This window comes from Palleronia sediminis, assembly GCF_004358695.1.
GTDB lineage: Bacteria > Pseudomonadota > Alphaproteobacteria > Rhodobacterales > Rhodobacteraceae > Palleronia > Palleronia sediminis.
Window position 1 is genome coordinate 21609 of record NZ_SNAA01000005.1, and the last position, 20656, is coordinate 42264.

The 20656-nt window shown below is 69.8% G+C and carries 18 protein-coding genes; 14 read left to right on the forward strand and 4 right to left on the reverse strand.

The window, feature by feature from the left end:
• Positions 1-78: 78 nt before the first annotated feature.
• Positions 79-1590 (forward strand): calcium-binding protein, encoded by a 1512-nt coding sequence (locus E2L08_RS06065; protein ID WP_133396180.1) that lies wholly within the window; start codon positions 79-81, stop codon positions 1588-1590.
• A gap of 9 nt (positions 1591-1599) precedes the next feature.
• On the opposite strand, the gene E2L08_RS06070 is transcribed toward E2L08_RS06065, so the two are convergent.
• Entirely contained in the window at positions 1600-2571 is a 972-nt protein-coding gene (locus E2L08_RS06070) for a Gfo/Idh/MocA family protein (RefSeq protein WP_133396181.1), read from the reverse strand.
• A gap of 88 nt (positions 2572-2659) precedes the next feature.
• On the opposite strand from E2L08_RS06070, the gene E2L08_RS06075 reads away from it, so the two are divergent.
• Positions 2660-4159, forward strand: coding sequence for an AMP-binding protein (locus E2L08_RS06075; protein WP_133396182.1), 1500 nt, complete (start codon positions 2660-2662; stop codon positions 4157-4159).
• A gap of 39 nt (positions 4160-4198) precedes the next feature.
• Here the strand turns inward: E2L08_RS06075 and E2L08_RS06080 are convergent, their stop codons facing one another.
• On the reverse strand, positions 4199-5494 hold the full coding sequence (locus tag E2L08_RS06080) for a DEAD/DEAH box helicase (protein ID WP_133396183.1): 1296 nt from the start codon (positions 5492-5494) through the stop codon (positions 4199-4201).
• Between the two features lie 335 nt (positions 5495-5829).
• Here E2L08_RS06080 and E2L08_RS06085 point away from each other — a divergent pair, with 335 nt between their 5' ends.
• The 10 genes from E2L08_RS06085 to E2L08_RS06130 all read left to right on the forward strand — a co-directional run bounded on the left by E2L08_RS06085 (position 5830) and on the right by E2L08_RS06130 (position 17268).
• The gene (locus E2L08_RS06085; RefSeq protein ID WP_206076975.1) at positions 5830-6870 is read left to right on the forward strand and encodes a TRAP transporter substrate-binding protein; all 1041 of its coding nucleotides are present in this window, start codon (positions 5830-5832) and stop codon (positions 6868-6870) included.
• Between the two features lie 19 nt (positions 6871-6889).
• The gene (locus E2L08_RS06090; RefSeq protein WP_240758132.1) at positions 6890-7408 is read left to right on the forward strand and encodes a TRAP transporter small permease; all 519 of its coding nucleotides are present in this window, start codon (positions 6890-6892) and stop codon (positions 7406-7408) included.
• Positions 7401-8723: a TRAP transporter large permease gene (locus E2L08_RS06095; RefSeq protein ID WP_133396184.1), complete on the forward strand. Its 1323-nt coding sequence runs from the start codon at positions 7401-7403 to the stop codon at positions 8721-8723. Before E2L08_RS06090 ends, E2L08_RS06095 begins: the two co-directional genes overlap by 8 nt.
• Before the next feature lie 126 nt (positions 8724-8849).
• Entirely contained in the window at positions 8850-10085 is a 1236-nt protein-coding gene (locus tag E2L08_RS06100) for a lytic murein transglycosylase (protein WP_133396185.1), read from the forward strand.
• Between the two features lie 77 nt (positions 10086-10162).
• Complete coding sequence (locus tag E2L08_RS06105; RefSeq protein ID WP_133396335.1) at positions 10163-11827, forward strand: thiamine pyrophosphate-dependent enzyme; 1665 nt, start codon at positions 10163-10165, stop codon at positions 11825-11827.
• A 132-nt stretch (positions 11828-11959) separates the two neighbouring features.
• Positions 11960-13147 carry an ABC transporter substrate-binding protein gene (locus E2L08_RS06110; RefSeq protein WP_133396186.1) on the forward strand — a complete coding sequence of 396 codons (1188 nt, stop codon included), beginning with the start codon at positions 11960-11962 and terminating at the stop codon, positions 13145-13147.
• A 71-nt stretch (positions 13148-13218) separates the two neighbouring features.
• Complete coding sequence (locus E2L08_RS06115; protein ID WP_133396187.1) at positions 13219-14007, forward strand: ABC transporter ATP-binding protein; 789 nt, start codon at positions 13219-13221, stop codon at positions 14005-14007.
• Positions 14004-14843: an ABC transporter ATP-binding protein gene (locus tag E2L08_RS06120; protein ID WP_133396188.1), complete on the forward strand. Its 840-nt coding sequence runs from the start codon at positions 14004-14006 to the stop codon at positions 14841-14843. Before E2L08_RS06115 ends, E2L08_RS06120 begins: the two co-directional genes overlap by 4 nt.
• A gap of 116 nt (positions 14844-14959) precedes the next feature.
• Positions 14960-15970, forward strand: coding sequence for a branched-chain amino acid ABC transporter permease (locus tag E2L08_RS06125; protein ID WP_133396189.1), 1011 nt, complete (start codon positions 14960-14962; stop codon positions 15968-15970).
• Positions 15967-17268, forward strand: coding sequence for a branched-chain amino acid ABC transporter permease (locus tag E2L08_RS06130; RefSeq protein ID WP_133396190.1), 1302 nt, complete (start codon positions 15967-15969; stop codon positions 17266-17268). The genes E2L08_RS06125 and E2L08_RS06130 overlap by 4 nt, the downstream gene beginning before the upstream one ends.
• Here the strand turns inward: E2L08_RS06130 and E2L08_RS06135 are convergent.
• Positions 17255-18532 (reverse strand): glycerate kinase type-2 family protein, encoded by a 1278-nt coding sequence (locus tag E2L08_RS06135; RefSeq protein WP_133396191.1) that lies wholly within the window; start codon positions 18530-18532, stop codon positions 17255-17257. The two genes, E2L08_RS06130 and E2L08_RS06135, sit on opposite strands and share 14 nt — an antisense overlap.
• A gap of 199 nt (positions 18533-18731) precedes the next feature.
• Here E2L08_RS06135 and E2L08_RS06140 point away from each other — a divergent pair, with 199 nt between their 5' ends.
• Complete coding sequence (locus E2L08_RS06140) at positions 18732-19160, forward strand: VOC family protein (RefSeq protein WP_133396192.1); 429 nt, start codon at positions 18732-18734, stop codon at positions 19158-19160.
• A gap of 78 nt (positions 19161-19238) precedes the next feature.
• Positions 19239-19868 (forward strand): HAD family hydrolase, encoded by a 630-nt coding sequence (locus tag E2L08_RS06145; RefSeq protein ID WP_168771065.1) that lies wholly within the window; start codon positions 19239-19241, stop codon positions 19866-19868.
• A 7-nt stretch (positions 19869-19875) separates the two neighbouring features.
• On the opposite strand, the gene E2L08_RS06150 is transcribed toward E2L08_RS06145, so the two are convergent.
• A complete protein-coding gene (locus tag E2L08_RS06150) occupies positions 19876-20568 on the reverse strand; it encodes a TetR/AcrR family transcriptional regulator (protein WP_133396194.1) in 693 nt (230 codons plus the stop codon).
• Between the last annotated feature and the right edge of the window lie 88 nt (positions 20569-20656).

Consider the following 20656-nt stretch of genomic DNA (forward strand, 5'->3'; position numbering starts at 1 on the left):
AATGACAGTATGGGCCGCAGACCTCTTCGGGCGGGGGGTGTGCGGCCTTAATCTGGGCCGAATCGAAAGGCCTGCGCGATGATCGACCCGACCTTCTACGGCAATGGCGCCCTCATGCTGGCGGCGCTGGCCATCGCGTTTCTCGACGTGAATTTCCTCGACGAGGCCGGCAAGGCGCTCGGGCTTAAAGATGACGACGACGAGATCGACACATCGGGCCCGATCATCGAGGGCACGGATGGCGACGATCTCGTGTTCTCGGACGAAGATATCGGCCAGAATATCGACCTCAAGGCCGGCGACGACATCCTCCAGGCAAGCTTTCGCGACGACACGATCTTTGGGCGCGAGGGCGATGACGACCTCAATGCCGGGGGCGGTGCCGACTCGGTGAATGGCGGCGCGGGGGCCGACACGCTGCGCGGGCAGGACGGCGCGGACCTGCTGGTGGGCGGCGCGGGCGACGACAGCCTCGTGGGCGGCGCGGGGCAGGATGCGCTGGTCGGCGGTGCGGGCGACGACATCCTGTCGGGGGGCCTGGCCAATGACGTGCTGCAAGGCGGCGGCGGGCTCGATATCCTCTTTGGTGGCTCGGGCGACGACGCACTTTCGGGCGGGCGCGGCGATGACGAGATCTCGGGCGGCGATGGCGACGATACGCTTGCGGGCGACGAGGGCGACGATATCCTCGGCGGCGGCGCGGGCGACGACATCCTGTCGGGTGGCGATGGCGACGACGTCATCGCAGGCGGCGGCGGCGCAGACAGCGCCACGGGCGGCGATGGCGACGACCGGTTCGACATGGGCGGTGGCGAGGACGAGGTGTTCGGCGACGCGGGCGACGACACCATCGTGACCGGCGGCGGCGCCGACGGCGTTTCGGGCGGCAAGGGCGATGACCTGATCCGCAGCGGCGACGGCGCCGACACCGTTCTGGGCGATGAGGGCGAGGACACCGTTTTCGCGGGCACCGGCGACGATATCGTGTCGGGCGGGCTGGGCGACGACTTGATCCGCGGCGATGCGGGGGCGGATACGCTCTCGGGTGGCGAAGGCGACGACATGCTTTTCGGCGGTGCGGGCAATGACGAGATCGCCGGCGGCGAGGGCGACGATGCGCTTTACGGCGGCGCGGGCGACGACCAGATGGCCGGGGGCGACGGGAGCGACCTGCTGGCTGGCGGCAAGGGCGACGATACGCTGATCGGCGCGGGCGACGATGCCGATGGCGATGTGCGCGGCGCGGCCGATACGCTGAAGGGTGGCGAGGGCGACGACCGGCTGGTGCTGGGCCGCGGCGACGAGGCCACGGGCGGTGCGGGCGCCGATACATTCGTCGTGACCGAGGGCGTGACCGACCCGCTGATCGACGATCCCGACGTCGCGAACGAGGGCGTGACGATCACCGATTTCGACCCCGACGAGGATACGCTGACGCTCGAGGTCGATGCCGACAATCCGCCCGACGATATCGAGATCGAGGATACGCCGGGCGGCGATGCCGTCATCCGCGTCGACGGGCGGATCGTGGCCACGGTCAAGGGCGGCGCCGGCCTGACCGAGGATCAGATCGAGATCCGCGGCGTCTGATCTGTCCGCTCAGGCGACACCGCCCGCGGCGAAAGCACGGTCGATCATCTCCTGCGTACCGCGCGCCGCCTCGAGCGGCCAGGCATAGGGCGTGCCTTTCCGCGCGGCCGCGGCGAAAGCCTCGACCTGGCAGACATATTGATCGACGCCCGGCCAACGCCATGTCCTCGTCTCGAAACTGTCCTGCCGCCGCAGATGCAGCTCGGCCATGTCATAGACCCGCGCGTTGAACGGCGCGGTCAGCGTCATGTAGCCGTCTTCGCCGTGAAAGGTGACGTATTGGCGCGCGGCCAGCCGCATCGACACCACCGCGTGATAGGCAAAGCCCGGAAAGCCCGCGGTGATCTGGGCGAAGGTGTCGAAATCGCCCTCCATCTCGAGCGTCGCGTGCAGCGTCTCGGGCTCGGCCCCGGTGACGAAGCGGGTGGCGCCGAACGTGTAAACCCCGATATCGCGCAGACCGCCCCCGCCCATACCGGACCGGTTGCGCACGTTCTCGGGGTCGGGGTTGTTGTAGGCGAACACGGTATCCACGAGCCGCAGCCTGCCGATGGCGCCCTCGGCCAGCAGGTCGCGGGCCTTGTGCCATTGCGGATGATGCACGATCATGAAGGCCTCGGCCGCCAGCTTGCCGGCCTTGTCCCGCGCCTCGATCAGCCGGTCGAAATCCCCCGCCTGCATCGCGACGGGCTTTTCGCAAAGCACGTGCTTTCCCGCGCGCAGCGCCTTGAGCGTCCATTCGACATGCAGGTGATTGGGCAGCGGGATATAGACCGCGTCGATATCCCCGGCCGCCAGAAGCGCGTCGTAATCGTCATACACGACGAGATCGGGGGCAAAGGCTGCGAACCCCTCGGCCTTTGCCGGGCTCGAGGTGGCGAGCGCGGCAAGCCGGTTGCCCTCGGCCGCGTGGATGGCGCGCGCCATCTGTTTCCGCGCAAAGCTCGACGCTCCCAGAACGCCCCAGCGCATATGCTCCATGATCGGACCCTTTCCTGCGCGACGCCCGCCATGGACAGGGCGGCGCCGCGGTTTCAAACTGGTCCCTGCCATCGCAAGGAAGACTCCGTTGCCCAACCCGCTTTACGACGAATTGTTCGCCCGCCACGCCGGATCGGACGCGCCCTTTGCCTTTCGTGACGGCGGGACTCTTGGCTACGGCGCCTTTCTCGACCGTGCGGCCCGCTTTGCCAATGCGCTGGCGCGCATGGGGCTCGGACCCGGCGACCGGTTGGCCGTGCAGGCCCCGAAATCGCTCGACATGCTGGCGATATATGCCGCCTGCATCCGGTCGGGCATCGTCTTTCTGCCGCTCAATACCGGCTACACCCCGGCCGAGATCGCGTTTTTTCTGCAAGACAGCGGCGCCCGGTTGCTGATCTGCGCGCCGGACCGGGCCGAGGCGTTGCTGGGCGCGCTCGGGGGCGCGATGCTCGAGACGCTGGACGCGACCGGGGGCGGCAGCATGGCCGCGGCGGCCGATGCGGCACCCGCGATCTTCGACACGGTTACGCGCGAACCGGGCGATCTCGCGGCACTGCTCTATACCTCGGGCACGACGGGGCGCGCCAAGGGTGCGATGCTGACGCAGGACAACCTGCTGAGCAACGCGCTGGCCCTGGCCGATCTGTGGCGTTTCACCGCGTCGGACCGGCTTGTACACGCGCTGCCGATCTTTCACACGCACGGGCTTTTCGTCGCGGTGAACGTGACGCTCGCGGCGGGTGGCGCGATGATCTTTCTGCCCGGTTTCGACGCCGACCGCATCGTGGCGGAACTGCCCCGCGCGACGGTGCTGATGGGGGTGCCGACCTTCTACAGCCGGTTGCTCGCGCATCCGGGGCTCACCTCGGACCGGACCCGCGACATGCGCCTCTTCATATCGGGGAGCGCGCCGCTTTCGGCCGCCACGCATCGCGCCTTCGAGGCGCGGACCGGGCATCGCATCCTCGAGCGCTACGGCATGACGGAAACCAACATGACCAGTTCGAACCCGTATGACGGCGCGCGGCGGGCGGGCACGGTGGGCTTTCCCCTGCCCGGAGTCGAGCTGCGGATCGCCGACGCCGAGGGGCGGGCGCTGCCCGAAGGCGAGATCGGGGGGATCGAGGTGCGGGGGCCCAACGTCTTTGCGGGCTACTGGAACCTGCCCGACAAGACAGCCCAGGAGATGCGCGCGGACGGGTTCTTTGTCACCGGCGATCTCGGCCGGATCGACGAAGAGGGCTATCTGCAAATCGTCGGGCGCAGCAAGGATCTGGTGATCTCGGGCGGCTACAACATTTACCCCAAAGAGATCGAAGAGGTTCTGGACGCCCAGCCCGGCATCGCGGAAAGCGCGGTGATCGGCGTGCCGCATCTCGACCTGGGCGAGGTTCCGGTGGCCGTCATCGTGGCGCGGGACGATCCGGCGCCCGCGCCCGAGACGATCCTGGCGCGCGCCGCCGAAAAGCTGGCGCGCTACAAGCTGCCGCGCCGCGTGATCGCGCTCGACGCGCTGCCCCGCAACGCGATGGGCAAGGTGCAGAAGGCCGAGCTGCGCGACCGGTTCAGGGACATCGTGGGCTGAGCCTGCGCCCGTCCGGGGATCGGACGGGCGCGGCGCGGATCACGCGGCGCGGGTGCGGCGCGGACGCCGCCCCTTGGGCGCGCTGGCGGGGCGACCGGCACCGCCCTGGGGGCCGCCGCTGCCGCCCGGCTTGCCGCCGCGCCCGCGACCGCCGCCATTGCCGCCACCGCCGCCGCGCCGCCGCGCGCCGGCGGGAACGGTGCCCTCGTGCGGGGTGCCGCTCGCCACGGGGATCTCGGTCTTCATGACCTTCTGGATCTGGCGCAGCAGATCGGCCTCGTCCGGGGCGCAGAACGCGATGGCCTCGCCCTCGCGCCCGGCCCGCGCCGTGCGGCCGATGCGGTGCACATAGGCGTCGGGCACGTCGGGCAGGTCGTAATTGACGACATAGGCCACGCCCGGAATGTCGATGCCGCGCGCGGCGACATCGGTCGCGACCAACGTCGTCACGCGGCCGTCACGGAACGCGCCGATGGCGCGGTCGCGCTGGCCCTGGCTCTTGTTGCCGTGGATCGAGGCGGCGTTGTAGCCATCGGCCACGAGCCCCTTCATCAGCTTTTCGGCGCCATGCTTGGTGCGCGCAAAGACGAGCGTGAGCGCCGTCAGGTCGCGCGACAGGATCTCGCGCAGGCGGGCGGGCTTGTCTTCTTTCTGAAGGAAATGCACCGATTGCGTGACCTTGTCGGCCGCCTTGCCGGGGGGCGAGACCTGAACCTTCTGGGGATTGGTCAAGTAGGCGCGCGACAGTTCTTCCATCTGCTTGGGCATGGTGGCCGAGAACAGCATCGTCTGGCGCGGCGTGCCCAGACGCGGCGCGATGCGGCGCAGCGCGTGGATAAAGCCCATGTCGAGCATCTGGTCGGCCTCGTCGAGCACGAGATGCCGGACCTGGCCCAGATCGACCGCGCCCCGCTCCATCAGGTCGATGAGGCGGCCGGGGGTGGCCACCAGGATGTCGGTGCCCCGGGCGAGAACGCCGATCTGGCGCCCGATGCTCTGTCCGCCGACCACGGTGGCGACGTGCAGCCTGGTCTTGTCGGTCAGTTGCCGCAGGTTGTCGGCGATCTGGTTCACCAGCTCGCGCGTGGGCGCGAGGATCAGCGCCTTGGCCGTCTTGGGCGCCGGGCGCCTGGGCTCGGCCAGCAGGTGATTGACCAGCGGCAGGCCGAAAGCCAGCGTCTTGCCGGTGCCGGTCTGGGCCAGCCCCATGATGTCGCGGCCTTCGAGCGCGGGCGGAATCGCCTGATTCTGGATCGGCGTCGGTTCCGAGAATCCGGCGGCGCGAATGACGTCGTTGAGTTCCGGCGCGAGGCCGAGCATGTCGAAATCGAACATGGAATATCCTGTGCGGACCGCACGTTGCGCGCGCGGCATGTGAGGCCGCGGGTCATCCACGCGGCGCAGGGGATGCGCGGGCGACCTATCGGGCGCCGCGAGCATGTCGAACCCTGCGTGAGGGGGAACGGGTGAAGCCTGGACGCCGTCCGCGAGCCGTCAGGTGCGGGGGGCTGCTCACGCGGCAGCGCAGCGTCACGGGGACCAGATGGGACCAACGGCACGACAAGTCAAGCGGCCCGGCCGCCACGCCCCACCAAGGCGGCACTGTTTTGGCTGGACCTCGCGCGTCCATGGCCCCAACAAGGGCGCAGCCGATCCTGCCCGGAGAATGCATGATGGACCGACGCACGTTCCTTGGCACCGCGACCGCGGCCGGCGCCGCGGCGTCCCTGCCCCACATGGCCCGCGCGCAAGAGGTGACACTGCGCCTGCACCAGTTCCTTTCGCCGATCTCGACGCTTCCCGCCGAGGTGCTCAAGCCCTGGGGCGAACGGCTTTCCGCCGCCTCCGACGGGCGGATCGAGGTGCAGCATTTCGACTCCATGGCGCTGGGCGGACGGCCGGGCGACCTCATGGACCAGGCGCGCGACGGGGTGGTGGACCTTGCCATGACGCTCGTGGGCTACACGCCGGGCCGTTTTCCCCGATCCGAGGTGTTCGAGCTGCCCTTTACCATGCGCGACCCGGTGGCGACCTCGCGCGCCTTCTGGCGCATGATGGAAGAGGATTTCCAGGCCTCCGAATTTGCCGACGTCAAGGTGCTGGCCGCCTGGGTCCACAGCCCCGGCGTGCTGCACAGTGCCGAGCCGATCACCCGGCTCGAGGACATGCAGGGCAGGACGCTGCGCGGCCCGACCCGGATCATCACCGACCTTCTGGCCGAGCTTGGCGCGACCCCGGTGGGAATGCCCCTGCCCGCCGTGCCCGAGGCCCTGTCCAAGGGCGTGATCGACGGCACCGCGATCCCGTGGGAGGTGGCGCCGACGATCCGCCTGGCCGAGCTTCTGGACAACCACACCGAGTTCGCCGGGCCCGAGGCGCTTTATACCGCGACCTTCGTTCTGGTGATGAACCGCAATGCCTACGCGGCCCTGCCCGACGACCTGCGCGCCATTCTCGACGCGGAAAGCGGGGCGGGGCTGTCGGCGCGCGCGGCCGCCACCCAGCTTGCCGCCGATGCGCCGAACCGTGCCGAGGCCGAGGCGATGGGCAACACCATCCACCGTCTCGATGCGGCCGAAACCGCGCTCTGGAAAGAGGCGGCGCAACCCGTGATCGCGGCCTGGATCGCCGAGATGGAGGGGCGTGGCATCGACGGCGCGGCCCTGATCGACCGCGCCGCGGAACTCATCGCGGAAGAAGGCGCCTCCTGACCCGAGAGGACCGCGACCCGTGTATCACCGGCTTTCGCGCATGGCCGAGGCGCTGGCCCGGCTGCTGGCGCTTGCGGGCGGCGCGGTGCTGCTGGCAATCGTCGCGCTGACCTGCGCCTCGATCGCCGGGAGGGCGCTCGCCCCCCTCGGCCTCGGCGCCGGACCGATCCGGGGCATCTATGACCTGACCGAGATCGGGCTGGCCACGGCGGTGTTCGCCTTCCTGCCGTGGTGCCAGTTTTCACGCGGTCACGCGACGGTCGATCTGTTCGCCGCGCGCATCCCGGCACCGGCCAACCGCGCGCTCGACTGGTTGTTCGACCTTGCCATGCTGGGGGTCGCGGGCGTGATCGCGTGGCGGTTGGCGCTGGGCATGCTCGACAAGGCGCGGTTCGGAGAGGTGACGCAGATCGCGCAAATCCCCGTCTGGTGGGGCTATGCCGCGGGTCTTGCGGGAGCCATGGGGTTTGCGCTGATCGCGGCCTTTTGCGTGCTGCGCTCGGGCCGGGCGCTGCTGACGGGCCGGACCGATGAGTGACCTGTCGCTGGCGCTGTGGTCCATCCCGCTTCTGCTCGGGCTGGTGCTGCTGCGCATGCCCATCGCGCTTGCGATGATCGTCGTGGGCGCCGGAGGCGGCATCGCGATCCTCGGGACGCCCGCCATGGTGCTCAACCAGCTCAAGACGCTGAGCTATGGCACCTTTTCGACCTACTCCTTTTCCATCGTGCCGCTGTTCCTGCTGATGGGGCAGTTCGCGACGCTGTCGGGCATGTCGCAGGCGCTGTTCCGCGCCGCCGAAGCGTTCCTTGGGCATCGGCGCGGCGGCGTCGCCATGTCGGCGGTGGGCGCCTGCGCGGGGTTCGGCGCGATCTGCGGCTCGTCGCTGGCCACCGCCGCCACGATGGGCCAGGTCGCCCTGTCCGAGCTGCGCCGCTACGGCTATTCGGGCGCCCTGTCGACGGCGACGCTGGCGGCGGGCGGAACGCTGGGCATCCTGATCCCGCCCTCGGTCATCCTGGTGATATTCGCCATCCTGGCCGAGCAGAACGTCGAAAAGCTCTTTGTCGCCGCGCTGGTGCCGGGCCTGCTGGCGGCGGGGGGCTACATGCTGACCATCGCGCTGTGGATGCGGATTTCACCCGGCGCGGCGGCGGTAAAGCCGCGCGTCGCGTGGCGCGCAAGGTGGCGCGCGCTCGGCGCGATCTGGCCTGTGGCGGTGCTTTTCGTGGCGGTGGTGGGCGGGATCTATGCCGGGATCTTCACCCCGACCGAGGCCGCGGCGGTGGGCGCCGCCGGCACCGCGCTGGCCGCGTTGGCCGCCGGGCGGCTGAACCGCGCGACGCTGGGCGAGGCGATCCTCGCCACCGCGCAGGCCACGGCGATGATCTTTCTGATCGTGCTCGGGGCGGGGCTCTACAACAACTTTCTCGCGCTGGCCCGCCTGCCGCAGGAGGCCGCCGCCTGGATCGGCGGTCAGGCGGTGTCGCCCTGGGCCGTGCTGTGGATCGTCCTCGTCATGTACCTCGTTTTCGGCTGCGTGATGGATTCGCTGTCGATGATCCTGCTCACGGTGCCGATCGTCTATCCGATCGTCGCGACGCTCGATTTCGGGCTGGGCCCGGACGAGTTCGGCCTGTGGTTCGGTATCCTCGTGCTGATCGCGGTCGAGGTCGGGCTCATCACGCCGCCGGTGGGGATGAACCTGTTCATCATCAACCGGTTGGACGCCCGCACCCCCATCGGGCAAACCTACCGCGGGGTGCTGCCCTTCGTCGCGTCCGACCTGCTGCGCGTGGCAGTGCTGGTCGCGTTTCCGGGCCTGACGCTCTGGCTCGTTCGGATCCTCGGGTGATATTCACCCTTCGTTCACATCTGGGGGCGATGCTACGGGAAATCTCAAGCCGGAGTGATCGAATGACCGCTGAAACCCCGCCGGTTCCGGGCTAGAAGGCCCCGATTCCAACCGAAAAGGCCCGTCATGCCCCTTCGTGTCCTCCTGATCGCGCTGATGTTTCTCGCGGCGCCGCTTGCCGCGCAGGACCGCGCGGCCGTCGAAAGCCAGTTCCGGACATGGCTCGAACAGACGGTCTGGCCCCGCGCAAGGGAACGGGGCGTGTCCCGCGCCACATTCGAGCGGTCGTTCGCGGGCGTCACGCTCAACTGGGATCTGCCCGATCTCGTGCCTCCGGGCACGACCCCGCGCACGCCCGACCGGCAGACCCAGGCCGAGTTCGGATCGCCCGGCGCCTATTTCAACCGTGGCAGCATCGACGGCGCCACGGCGGTCGGGCGCGAGATGGCGCGCCGCCACGCGGCCAGCCTTGCCGCCGCGGAAAAGGCGACCGGCGTGCCGGGCCATATCGTTCTGGGCATATGGGGCCGCGAAAGCGGCTATGGGCGCGTCGCCATTCCCCACAACGCCTTTCGCGTGCTGGGCACCAAGGGGTTCATGTCCACGCGGGCCGCGTATTTCACCGATGAACTCGTCGCGGCGCTGACCATCGCCCAGGGCGGGCACGCGCCCGGCGGCGCGCTGAAAAGCAGTTGGGCCGGCGCGCTGGGCCAGCCGCAATTCATGCCGTCCAACTTTCGCCTTTATGCCGCGGATGGCGACGGCGACGGGCGTGCCGATATCTGGACCTCCGAGGCCGACACGATCGCGTCGATTGCCACTTACCTGCAACGTCACGGCTGGGTGGCGGGCCGCGACTGGGGGTTCGAGGTCAGGGTGCCCGACGCGGTCTCGTGCACGCTCGAGGGGCCCGACCAGGGGCGCCCCATCGCGCAATGGGCGGCCATGGGGATCGAGCGGGTATCGGGCCGCCCCTTTCCCGCCAACGAGCTCGCGGGCGAGGGATTCCTGCTGATGCCCGCGGGGCGAGGCGGCCCGGCCTTCATCGTCACGCCCAATTTCTACGTCCTCAAGGACTACAACATGAGCGATCTCTACGCGCTGTTCGTCGGCCATGTCGGCGACCGCATCGCCTATGGCTCGGGCGATTTCGCGGCCCCCTGGGGGCAGGTCGGCGGGCTCTACCGCTCGGACGTGGCCAGGATGCAGCGCGCGCTCGAGCGGATGGGCCACGATGTCGGCGGGGCGGACGGGCTGCCCGGCTTCAAGACGCGGCGCTCCATCGGGCGCTGGCAGGAGGCGGCGGGCCGCCCGGCCACCTGCTTTCCCGAGGCCGCGATGAAATCTGCGCTGACACCGTGACGCAGGGGACGGCTTGCGGACCCGGCCGGGGTTGCGCCACGGTGCGCCCGGTCACGAACGGATCGGGGGACGGGGCGATGGGACATGGCGGCAAGGTTCTGGTCGAAAGCCTCGTGGCGCTGGGTGCGCGAAAGGCGTTCGGCGTTCCGGGCGAGAGTTTCCTCGCCGCGCTCGACGCGATGCACGACACGCGGGGGCGGCTCGACTTCGTCAACTGCCGCCACGAGGGCGGCGCGGCCTTCATGGCCGCGGCCTGGGGCAAGCTGACCGGCACGCCCGGCGTGGCCTTCGTCACCCGCGGGCCGGGCGCGACCAATGCCGCCATCGGCGTGCATACGGCCATGCAGGACAGCGCGCCGATGATCCTTTTCGTGGGGCAGGTCGGCACCGACATGCGCGACCGTGAGGCCTTTCAGGAGGTCGATTATCGCGCGGCCTTCGGCCCCCTCGCGAAATGGGCGGTCGAGATCGACAGCCCCGCGCGGCTGCCCGAACTGGTGTCGCGCGCCTGGACCACCGCGCTTTCGGGCAGGCCGGGGCCGGTCGTCGTGGCCCTGCCCGAGGACATGCTCTCGGCGCCCTGCCCCGCCGCCCCGCTGACGGGGTCCGTCCGCATCGCACCACCCGCCCCCGACGCCCCCGCGCTGGCCGAGGCGCAGGATATGCTCGCCCGCGCGAAACGCCCGCTGATCCTCGTGGGCGGGTCAAACTGGTCGGATGACGCCCGCGCCGCCCTGCGCGATTTCGCCGAAAACTCGGACATCCCGGCGATCTGCGCGTTCCGGTTTCAGGACCGGTTCGACAACCACAGCCCCTGTTACGCGGGCGAGGCCGGTGTGGGGATGCCGCCCCATGTCGCCCGCCTGCTGCGCGAGGCCGACACGATCCTCGCGCTCAACGTCCGCTTCGGCGAGATGACGACCGGGGGCTACACCCTGCTCAGCGTGCCCGATCCCGACCAGGCCCTGATCCACGTGCACGCCTGCGATCGCGAAATCGGCAAGGTCTATCGCCCCCGGCTGGGCCTGCATGCCCATCACGACGCGGTGGCGCGCGCGCTCAGCCCCGTACGGGCCGACCGCGGAACATGGCGCCGCGACGCCCGCGCGGCCTATGAGGCGGCGCTGAGCCCCGCGCCACAGCCCTCGCCCGTCGATATGGGGCAGGTCGCGATGCACCTGCGCGAGGTTCTGCCGCCCGACGCCATCGTGACCAACGGCGCGGGCAACTTCACCGTCTGGCCCAACAAGTTCCTGACCTACGGCCCCGATGCCCGGCTGCTGGCGCCGCAATCGGGGGCGATGGGCTATGGCCTGCCCGCGGCCATCGCCGCCCGGATCGCCCATCCCGGCCGCATGGTCGTCTGTTTCGCCGGCGACGGCGATTTCCAGATGACCGCGCCCGAACTCGCGACCGCCGCCCAGGAAAGCGCGGCGCCGATCGTGCTGATCGTGAACAACGGGACCTACGGCACCATCCGCGCGCACCAGGAACGGGAATATCCCGACCGCGTCTCGGGCACGACGCTCAGCAATCCCGATTTCGCCGCCCTCGCCCGCGCCCACGGACTGCATGCCGAGCGGGTCGCAACGACCGATGCGTTTCCCGCGGCCTTCGCCCGTGCCATGGCCGCGCCGGGCGGCGCGGTGCTCGATCTCGCGGTATCGGCCGAGGCCCTGACCCCCGGCGCGACCCTGTCGGCCATCCGCGCGGCCGCGCTGGCGCGCGACGCAGCAAAATGACCGGATCGAGGCGGAAAACGCGGTGTATAGGCCCTTGCGGCCTCTGGTGGCGTCGTGAAAGATGCCGTAATCTGCCGCGAGGCTGAACCGAATGCCGGGCGAAACCCGGCTGGAACGACGACAGGGAGCATCATGAAACACCTCTTGACCGCCACCGCGGCGGCCGCCCTTCTGGCGGCACCGGCACTTGCCCAAGACGACACCGTCAAGATCGGCATCCTGCTCGGCTTTACCGGGCCGATCGAATCCATGACCCAGGGCATGGCCACGGGTGCCGAGTTCGCGATCCAGGAGATCAACGATTCGGGCAACTTCCCCCTCGGCACGGTCGAGCCGGTGCGCGCCGATTCGACCTGCATCGACGCCGCCGCCGCGACCGCCGCGGCCGAGCGTCTGATCACCTCGGACGGCGTGGCCGCGATCATCGGCGCGGCCTGCTCGGGCGTGACCGGCGCGGTTCTGCAGAACGTGGCGCGGCCCAACGGCATCGTCATGATCTCGCCTTCGGCTACCTCGCCCGCTTTGTCGGATGCCGAGGATGACGGGCTGTTCTTCCGCACCGCGCCCTCCGACGCCCGCCAGGGCGAGGTCATCGCCGAGGTGCTGGCCGAGCGGGGCGTGAACGAGATCGCGCTGACCTACACCAACAACGACTACGGCAAGGGCCTCGCCGACTCGATCCAGAGCGCGTTCGAGGCGCAGGGCGGCACCGTCACGATCTCGGCCGCGCATGAGGACGGCAAGGCCGACTATTCGGCCGAGATCGGCGCGCTGGCCTCGGCGGGCGGCGATATCCTCGTCGTCGCGGGCTATGCCGACCAGGGCGGCCAGGGCATCGTGCGCGCCGCGCTCGACGCGGGCGCCTTCGACACGTTCCAGCTTCCCGACGGGATGGTCTCCGACAGCCTGACCGATACGTTCGGCTCGGAAATCGACGGCTCCTACGGGCAGATCGGCGGCTCCGACAGCGAAGGCGGCGTCACCTTTGCCGAGATGGCCGACGAGGCCGGGTTCGACGCGACCGGCGCCTACACCGCCGAAAGCTATGACGCGGCGGCATTGATGCTGCTGGCCATGGCCGCGGCCGGCTCGACCGAAAGCGCCGAGTTCAAGGACAAGATCACCGAGGTCGCCAACGCCCCCGGCGAGCCGATCCAGCCGGGCGAGCTGGGCCGCGCGCTCGAGATCCTGGCCGAGGGCGGCGATATCGACTATGTCGGCGCCACCGCGATCGAGCTTGTCGGCAACGGCGAAAGCGCGGGCAACTTCCGCGAGGTCGAGGTCAGGAACGGCGAGTTCGAGACGATCGGCTACCGCTGATCCCGTATCGCTCCAGGAAAAGCGCGGCTCGGAACCCCGGTTCCGGGCCGCGTCGTTGAAGGGTCCCGCGCATGATCGTGGTCAAGAACCTGCACAAGCATTTCGGCGGCTTCCACGCCGTCGACGGCGCGTCGCTGACAATCGAAAAAGGCACGATCACCGGGCTGATCGGGCCCAACGGCGCGGGCAAGACCACCTTGTTCAACGTGATCGCGGGGCTTTTGCCGCCGACCTCGGGCCGCGTCACGATGGAGGGGCGGGACATCACCGGCCTTCCCCCCCACGAGCTGTTTCACCGCGGGCTCCTGCGCACCTTCCAGATCGCGCATGAATTCGCCTCGATGAGCTGCCGCGAGAACCTGATGATGGTGCCGCCCCGCCAATCGGGCGAGACGCTGTGGAACACTTGGTTCGGGCGCCGCCGCATCGCCGACGAGGAACGCGCCCTGCGCGCCAAGGCCGACGAGGTGCTCGAATTCCTGACCATCGAACACCTGGCCGATCAACGCGCCGGACAGATCTCGGGCGGGCAGAAGAAACTGCTCGAACTGGGGCGCACGATGATGGTCGACGCGCGGATCGTCTTTCTCGACGAGGTCGGCGCGGGCGTGAACCGCACCCTGCTCAACACCATCGGCGAGGCGATCCTGCGCCTCAATGCCGAGCGCGACTATACCTTCGTCGTGATCGAGCATGACATGGATTTCATCGGCCGCATCTGCGGGCCGGTGATCTGCATGGCCGAGGGGCACGTCCTGGCCGAGGGCACCCTCGACGAGATCCGCGCCAACGAGGACGTGATCGAGGCCTATCTCGGCACCGGGCTCAAGAACCGCGCCAAGATCGGGGCCACGGCATGAGCGCCGGGAACGGCACCGGCCCCTATGGCGGGCGCGGCAATAACGACGCCTCCATCGTCAAGCCGGGCAGCGGCAGCTCGACCGTCGCGGCCGGGCCGGGCGGCGATCCCAGACCCGCGCGCGGCACCCGCCCCTTTCTCGAGGGGCGCGGCATGACCGGGGGATACGGGCGGGGGCCGGATATCCTCCACGATTGCACCATCGCCGTGAACCCCGGCGAGATCGCGGTGATCGTCGGCCCCAACGGCGCGGGCAAATCGACCGCGATGAAGGCGATCTTCGGCATGCTGGACCTGCGGGCGGGCACGGTCGTGCTCGACGGCACCGACATCACCGCCCTGTCGCCGCAGGACCGCGTGGCGCGCGGCATGGGCTTCGTGCCGCAGACCGGCAATATCTTTACCACCATGACGGTGGAGGAGAACCTCGAGATGGGGGCCTTCATCCGCCGCGACGACATCGCCCCGACGATGGAGCAGGTCTATGACCTTTTTCCGATCCTGCGCGACAAGCGCCGCCAGCAGGCGGGCGAGCTCTCGGGCGGCCAGCGCCAGCAGGTCGCCGTCGGCCGCGCGCTGATGACCCGGCCCAAGGTGCTGATGCTGGACGAGCCGACCGCGGGCGTGTCGCCCATCGTCATGGACGAGCTTTTCGACCGCATCATCGAGGTGGCCCGGACGGGCCTGCCGGTCCTGATGGTCGAGCAGAACGCCCGCCAGGCGCTCGAGATCGCCGATCGCGGCTATGTGCTCGTGCAGGGGGCCAATGCCCATACCGGAACCGGGCCGGGATTGCTGGCCGACGCCGAGGTCCGGCGTTCTTTCCTGGGGGGCTGAGCGATGCGCAATCACCCGCCCGACCGACATGGGTATTTGAAGAAGAGAAGAGAGACCGCGCGGTTTCTCTGTTTCCCGAAATACTCGAATCCGACGATCGCGACCGGGGATGGTTCATGGATTTTCTGAACGCGCTCGTCGCGCTGCTCAATTTCGTGGTGGTGCCCGCGACGGCCTATGGCGCGCAGCTTGCGCTGGGCGCGCTGGGGGTCACGCTGGTCTATGGCATCCTGCGGTTCTCGAACTTCGCGCATGGCGACACGATGGCCTTCGGCACGATGGCCACGATCCTGTTCACCTGGGGCCTGCAGGCCGCCGGCATATCGCTCGGGCCGGTGCCCACGGCCCTGCTGGCACTGCCCGCCGGAATCGCGGCCGCCGCCCTGCTCGTGCTCGGCACGGATCGCGCGGTCTATCGGTTCTACAGGCGCCGCAAGGCCAATCCGGTGATCCTCGTCATCGTGTCGATGGGGGTCATGTTCATCTATAACGGGCTCGTGCGGCTCGTCATCGGGCCCGGAGACCGCAATTTCGACGATGGCGCGCGGTTCATCTTTACCGTGCGCGACTTTCGCGAGGCGACCGGGCTCGACGAGGGGGTCGGGCTGCGCACGAGCCAGGCCATTACCGTCATCACGGCGGTGATCGTCGTGGCCGTGCTGTTCTGGTTTCTCAACCACACGCGCACGGGCAAATCGATGCGCGCCTTTTCCGACAACGAGGATCTCGCGCTGCTGTCGGGCATCAACCCCGAGCGAGTGGTCATGGTCACCTGGCTCATCGTGGCCGCGCTCGCCACCGTCGCGGGTGTGCTCTACGGGCTCGACAAGAGCTTTCGGCCGCTGACCTATTTCCAGCTACTTCTGCCGATCTTTGCCGCGGCCATCGTGGGCGGGCTCGGTTCGCCGCTCGGGGCAATCGCGGGCGGTTTCGTCATCGCCTTTTCCGAGGTCACGATCACCTATGCATGGAAAAAGGTGCTCGAATACCTCCTGCCGCAATCGCTCGAGCCGTCGGGGCTCGTCCAGCTGCTCAGCACCGATTACAAGTTCGCGGTGAGTTTCATGATCCTCGTGGTGGTGCTGCTGTTCCGGCCCACGGGGCTGTTCCGGGGGAAATCGGTATGAGCCAGGGCCTTCGCAATGCCGCCCTTTTCGCCGGGGTGGGCCTGTTGATCGTGCTGACGGGCTTTGTGCAGAGCTGGAACACCGCGCTGGTGATCCTCAACATGGGGCTCGTCTCGGCCATCATGGCCATCGGGGTGAACCTGCAATGGGGCTTTGCGGGGCTATTCAATGTGGGCGTGATGGGGTTCGTCGCGCTGGGTGGGCTGGCCGCGGTCCTGGTGGCCGCCGACCCGGTGCCCGAGGCCTGGTCGGCGGGGGGCGCGCGCGTCATGGCGGGGCTGGTCCTCGGCGCCCTGACCATAGCCGCGGCCGCCCTGTTCTGGGCGCGCATGGCGCCGGGCCGGGCCCGCGCGCTGGGGCTGGTGGCGATCCTGCTCGTCGGGTTCTTTGCCTTTCGCGCCGTGCTCGATCCGGGGGTCGCGGTGATCGAGGCGATCGACCCGGCGGCGACAGGCTATCTCGGCGGGCTGGGCCTGCCGATCCTGCTGTCCTGGCCCGCGGGCGGTCTGCTGGCTGCGGGCGCGGCCTGGGTGATCGGCAAGACCGCTTTGGGGCTGCGGTCGGATTACCTTGCCATCGCGACGCTGGGCATCGCCGAGATCATCATCGCCGTGATGAAGAACGAGGATTGGCTGTCGCGTGGCGTCAAGAACGTGATCGGCCTGCCGCGCCCCGTCCCCTACGAGGTCGATCTGCAACGCTCCGAGACCTTCGTCGCGCGCGCGGCCGAGTTCGGGCTCGACCCGATGACGGCCTCGGGGCTGTGGGTCAAGGCGGCCTACGGGCTGTTGTTCGCCGCGGTGCTGCTGGCGATCTTCGTTCTGGCGCAGCTTGCGCTGCATTCGCCTTGGGGGCGCATGATGCGAGCGATCCGCGACAACGAGACCGCCGCCGAGGCGATGGGCAAGAACGTCACGCGCCGGCATCTGCAGGTCTTCATCCTCGGCAGCGCCATCTGCGGCATCGGCGGCGCGATGATGACGACGCTGGACGGGCAGTTGACGCCGTCCTCCTACCAGCCCTTGCGGTTCACCTTTCTCGTCTGGGTGATGGTGATCGTTGGCGGATCGGGCAGCAATCTCGGCGCGGTTCTCGGCGGGTTCCTGATCTGGTTCCTCTGGGTGCAGGTCGAGCCGATGGGCCAGCTCTTGATGTCGACGCTGGCTTCGGGCCTGCCAGAAGGGTCGGACCTGCGCGCGCATCTGCTGGATTCGGCCGCGCATGTGCGGCTGCTGACGATGGGGGTGATCCTGCTTTTGGTGCTGCGCTTCAGCCCCAGGGGCCTCATCCCCGAATAGGCGCGACGAGGATCGCGCGGAAATCGTTCACGTTGGTCAGGGTCGGGCCGGTGACGATCCCGCAGCCCAGCGCGGCAAAGAGGCCATGCGCGTCGTTGCGCGCCAGCGCCTGCGACAGCGACAGGCCCGCCGCGGCGGCGCGCGCCGGGGTGTCGGGGCCGATGGCGGCGCCCGCGATCGCGGCCGCGCCGTCCACCCCGTCTGTATCGCAGGCGATGGCATGGATGCCCTCGGCGCCGTTCAGCGCCAGCGCGAGCGCCAGCGCATATTCGGCATTCGGCCCGCCCAGCCCGTCGCCCCGGCGGGTCACGGTGCATTCGCCTCCCGACAGCAGCGCCAGCGGCGCATCCCCCGGCCCCAGCGCCGCCTGACGCCGCAGCGCCAGCGCGGCATGATCGCGGGCAAGGTCGCGCGCCTCGCCCTCGAGCGCATCGCCCAGGATCTCGGGCCGCCAGCCCAGGCCCTGTGCCGCGCGGGCCGCCGCGGTCAGCGAATGTGCGGGCGCCGCGATGACGCGCGTGACGCAGCGCGACAGGCGGGGGTCGTCTGGCGCGCAGACACCCGAGGGGCGCGACAGCGCCGCGCGGATCGCGGGCGGCGGCGCGATGCCGTGACGGTCGAGCGCGGCCAGCGCGTCGGCGGGGGTCGAGCCGTCGCCCACCGTCGGCCCCGAGGCGATCAGCGCCGGATCGTCGCCCGGCACGTCCGAGATGACCAGCGCCGTCATCCGCGCCGGGTATGCCGCCGCGGCAAGCTGGCCGCCCTTGACCGCGCTGAGATGCTTGCGCACCGTGTTGATGGCCGAGATCGGCGCGCCCGAGGCCAGCAGCGCCGCGCCCAGCGCCTGCTTGTCGGCAAGCGTGACACCCTGCGCGGGCTGCACCAGCAATGCCGAGGCCCCGCCCGAGACGAGGGCGAGCGCGTGATCCCCGTCGCCCAGCGCGCCGAGCATCCCCAGCATCCGGGCCGTGGCGGCTACGCCGCGCGCGTCGGGCACGGGATGGGCGGCCAGCGCGATCTTGATCCCGCGGGTCGGGCGGTCATGCCCGTCGCGGGTGATGACAAGGCCTTCGCATGGCCCCCAGGCGGACTCGACCGCCTCGGCCATCCGCGCCGACGCCTTGCCCGCGCCCACCACGATCACCCGGCCCGCGGGGCGGTCCGGCAGGGCGCGGGGCACGCAATCCATCGGGTCGGCCGCGGCGATGGCGGCGTCGAACAGGGCGCGCAGGCCCGCCTGCGCAGAGATGGCGCGCGATGTCATGGAGGCCCGCCGCCGCGCCTCATGCCCCCGATCCGATGCGTCATCGCCCCCCTGCCCGCCGCCCTGCACGGGTCCACGCTAGGCCGCGCGGCGGGGGTCTGTCACGACCGCATGGCGCGGCGGCGCAAGAGCCCCTTGGACGCGGGCGGCCCGCCGGTCTAGACCGGGGCCAGTGCCGCAACCCCCCGGAGCCGATACCATGACCGACCGACAGATCCGCCCCTTTCACCTCGCCTTTCCGGTCGACGATCTCGACGCGGCGTGCGAGTTCTACAAGGGCCTGCTGGGATGCGCCGAGGGGCGCAGCAGCGAGACATGGGTGGATTTCGATTTTCACGGCCACCAGATCGTTGCCCATCTCGCGCCCGACGAATGCCGCAAGACGGCGACCGGCGCCGTCGACGGGCACGGCGTTCCGGTGCGTCATTTCGGCATGGTGATGGATATGGAGACCTGGCACCGGACCGCCGAGCGGCTGCGGGCGGCGGGCATCGAGTTCCTGATCGAGCCCTATACCCGTTTCGAGGGGCAGCCGGGCGAGCAGGCGATCATGTTCTTTCACGACCCCGCCGGCAACGCGGTCGAGCTCAAGGCGTTCAAGGATCTGGGCCAGCTTTTCGCCGCCTGAGCCTTTACGGGCGATGGAACGCAAGGCGGGGCTCGCGCGATGGGTCAGGGCCTGTTTCCCGAACCCGGAGTGACCTTCATGCCCGCTTTCATCATCGGATCGACCGGCGTGCTTGCCGACACGGACGATCATCACCGGCGCGCGCTCGACGCGGCGCTGTCCGAGGCGGGCCATGGCTGGCGCTGGAGCGCGCCGGTGCCTGCCGGACGCGGCGCCATCAAAGAGGCCGCCGCCGCGCGCGGGGCGCGCCTCGATGCCGGGGCGATCCGGGCGCGCGCGTCCGAGCTGTTCCGCGAGGCGCTCGCCCCCGGCATCGCACCCCGGCCCGGCGTGATCGACGCGCTCGATGAGATGCGCCGCGGCGGCCGGTCGCTGGCGCTGGTCTCGACCGCGTCGCGGGCCGATATCGACGCCACGATCGAGGCGGCCGGGATCGATGCCGGGGCGTTCGACGCCATTCTCGACGGCGGCGAGGATGGCGGCGCGGCCCCCGGTCCGGCGCGGTTCGCCGAGGCGCTCGGGCGGCTTGAGGCCGAGGCGGGCGACGCGCTCGCCGTGTCCGACAGCCCCGAGGGGGTTGCCGCCGCCCGCGCCGCCGGGATCGACTGCATGGCCTTTCCGGGCGCGGGCCATGCGGCACAGGATTTCGACCGCGAAACGGTCGTGCTCGACCGGCTGGCCCCCGCCCCGGCGACGCGGTCCGATTGACCCCGGCCTAGGGCGCGCCTCGGCGCGCGCCCGTGGCACCTGCGCCCAGATAGCTCATCAGCAGGTCGAGCGAATGGGCGCGCCGCGCGGCCAGCCAGCCGGGATCGGTCAGGTCCTCGTCGAACAGGACCGACAGCGTGAAGCGGTTCGAGATATGCAACTGGCTTTGCGCGACGATGGACACGTAGAACTGCACCGCGTCGACATCCGCCCGGAACACGCCCTGCCGATGGCCGCGCGCCAGCAGGTCGCGGATCGAATCCGTCAGCGGCGTGGTCATCGCCTGGATATCGGGCAACTGGCGCAGGAACCGCGCGCGCTGAATGTTCTCCGACCCGATCAGCGCAAGGAAATCGCTGCGCGTGGCGAAGAAATCGAAGGTGAACCCGATCAGCCGCCGCATCCCCTCGAGCGGGTCGGCCGAGGCGAGGTCGAGCTGGCGTTCCTGCGCGCGGATCTCGCCATAGACGGCGCCGAGCACGGCGAGATACAGCCCCTCCTTGTTGCCGAAATAATGATAGATCATCCGCGTGTTCTCGCGGCTCTTGCGGGTGATCCGCTCGATCCGGGCGCCGTTCAGCCCGTGGGTGCAGAACTCTTCGCGGGCGGCATCGAGAATGGCGCGGCGCGTCCGTTCGGGGTCGCGCGTGCGGGGCCCGGCGGCGCGCGCGGGTTCGTTTCGTGACGGGCTGGCGGTCATCTCGCCTCTTTTCTCGGCATGTCCGCCGGTCAGGCTGGACTCATCGGGGCGGCTATACAAGATTTCTTGACAAGACGCCCATAAGTAA

What these genes read in the sequence shown, in the direction of transcription:
- E2L08_RS06065 (WP_133396180.1), top strand. Translation starts at nt 79, where the DNA reads ATGATCGACCCGACCTTCTACGGCAATGGCGCCCTCATGCTGGCGGCG.
- E2L08_RS06070 (WP_133396181.1), bottom strand. Translation starts at nt 2,571, where the DNA reads ATGGAGCATATGCGCTGGGGCGTTCTGGGAGCGTCGAGCTTTGCGCGG.
- E2L08_RS06080 (WP_133396183.1), bottom strand. Translation starts at nt 5,494, where the DNA reads ATGTTCGATTTCGACATGCTCGGCCTCGCGCCGGAACTCAACGACGTC.
- E2L08_RS06085 (WP_206076975.1), top strand. Translation starts at nt 5,830, where the DNA reads ATGATGGACCGACGCACGTTCCTTGGCACCGCGACCGCGGCCGGCGCC.
- E2L08_RS06095 (WP_133396184.1), top strand. Translation starts at nt 7,401, where the DNA reads ATGAGTGACCTGTCGCTGGCGCTGTGGTCCATCCCGCTTCTGCTCGGG.
- E2L08_RS06100 (WP_133396185.1), top strand. Translation starts at nt 8,850, where the DNA reads ATGCCCCTTCGTGTCCTCCTGATCGCGCTGATGTTTCTCGCGGCGCCG.
- E2L08_RS06105 (WP_133396335.1), top strand. Translation starts at nt 10,163, where the DNA reads ATGGGACATGGCGGCAAGGTTCTGGTCGAAAGCCTCGTGGCGCTGGGT.
- E2L08_RS06110 (WP_133396186.1), top strand. Translation starts at nt 11,960, where the DNA reads ATGAAACACCTCTTGACCGCCACCGCGGCGGCCGCCCTTCTGGCGGCA.
- E2L08_RS06115 (WP_133396187.1), top strand. Translation starts at nt 13,219, where the DNA reads ATGATCGTGGTCAAGAACCTGCACAAGCATTTCGGCGGCTTCCACGCC.
- E2L08_RS06120 (WP_133396188.1), top strand. Translation starts at nt 14,004, where the DNA reads ATGAGCGCCGGGAACGGCACCGGCCCCTATGGCGGGCGCGGCAATAAC.
- E2L08_RS06125 (WP_133396189.1), top strand. Translation starts at nt 14,960, where the DNA reads ATGGATTTTCTGAACGCGCTCGTCGCGCTGCTCAATTTCGTGGTGGTG.
- E2L08_RS06130 (WP_133396190.1), top strand. Translation starts at nt 15,967, where the DNA reads ATGAGCCAGGGCCTTCGCAATGCCGCCCTTTTCGCCGGGGTGGGCCTG.
- E2L08_RS06135 (WP_133396191.1), bottom strand. Translation starts at nt 18,532, where the DNA reads ATGACATCGCGCGCCATCTCTGCGCAGGCGGGCCTGCGCGCCCTGTTC.
- E2L08_RS06140 (WP_133396192.1), top strand. Translation starts at nt 18,732, where the DNA reads ATGACCGACCGACAGATCCGCCCCTTTCACCTCGCCTTTCCGGTCGAC.
- E2L08_RS06145 (WP_168771065.1), top strand. Translation starts at nt 19,239, where the DNA reads ATGCCCGCTTTCATCATCGGATCGACCGGCGTGCTTGCCGACACGGAC.
- E2L08_RS06150 (WP_133396194.1), bottom strand. Translation starts at nt 20,568, where the DNA reads ATGACCGCCAGCCCGTCACGAAACGAACCCGCGCGCGCCGCCGGGCCC.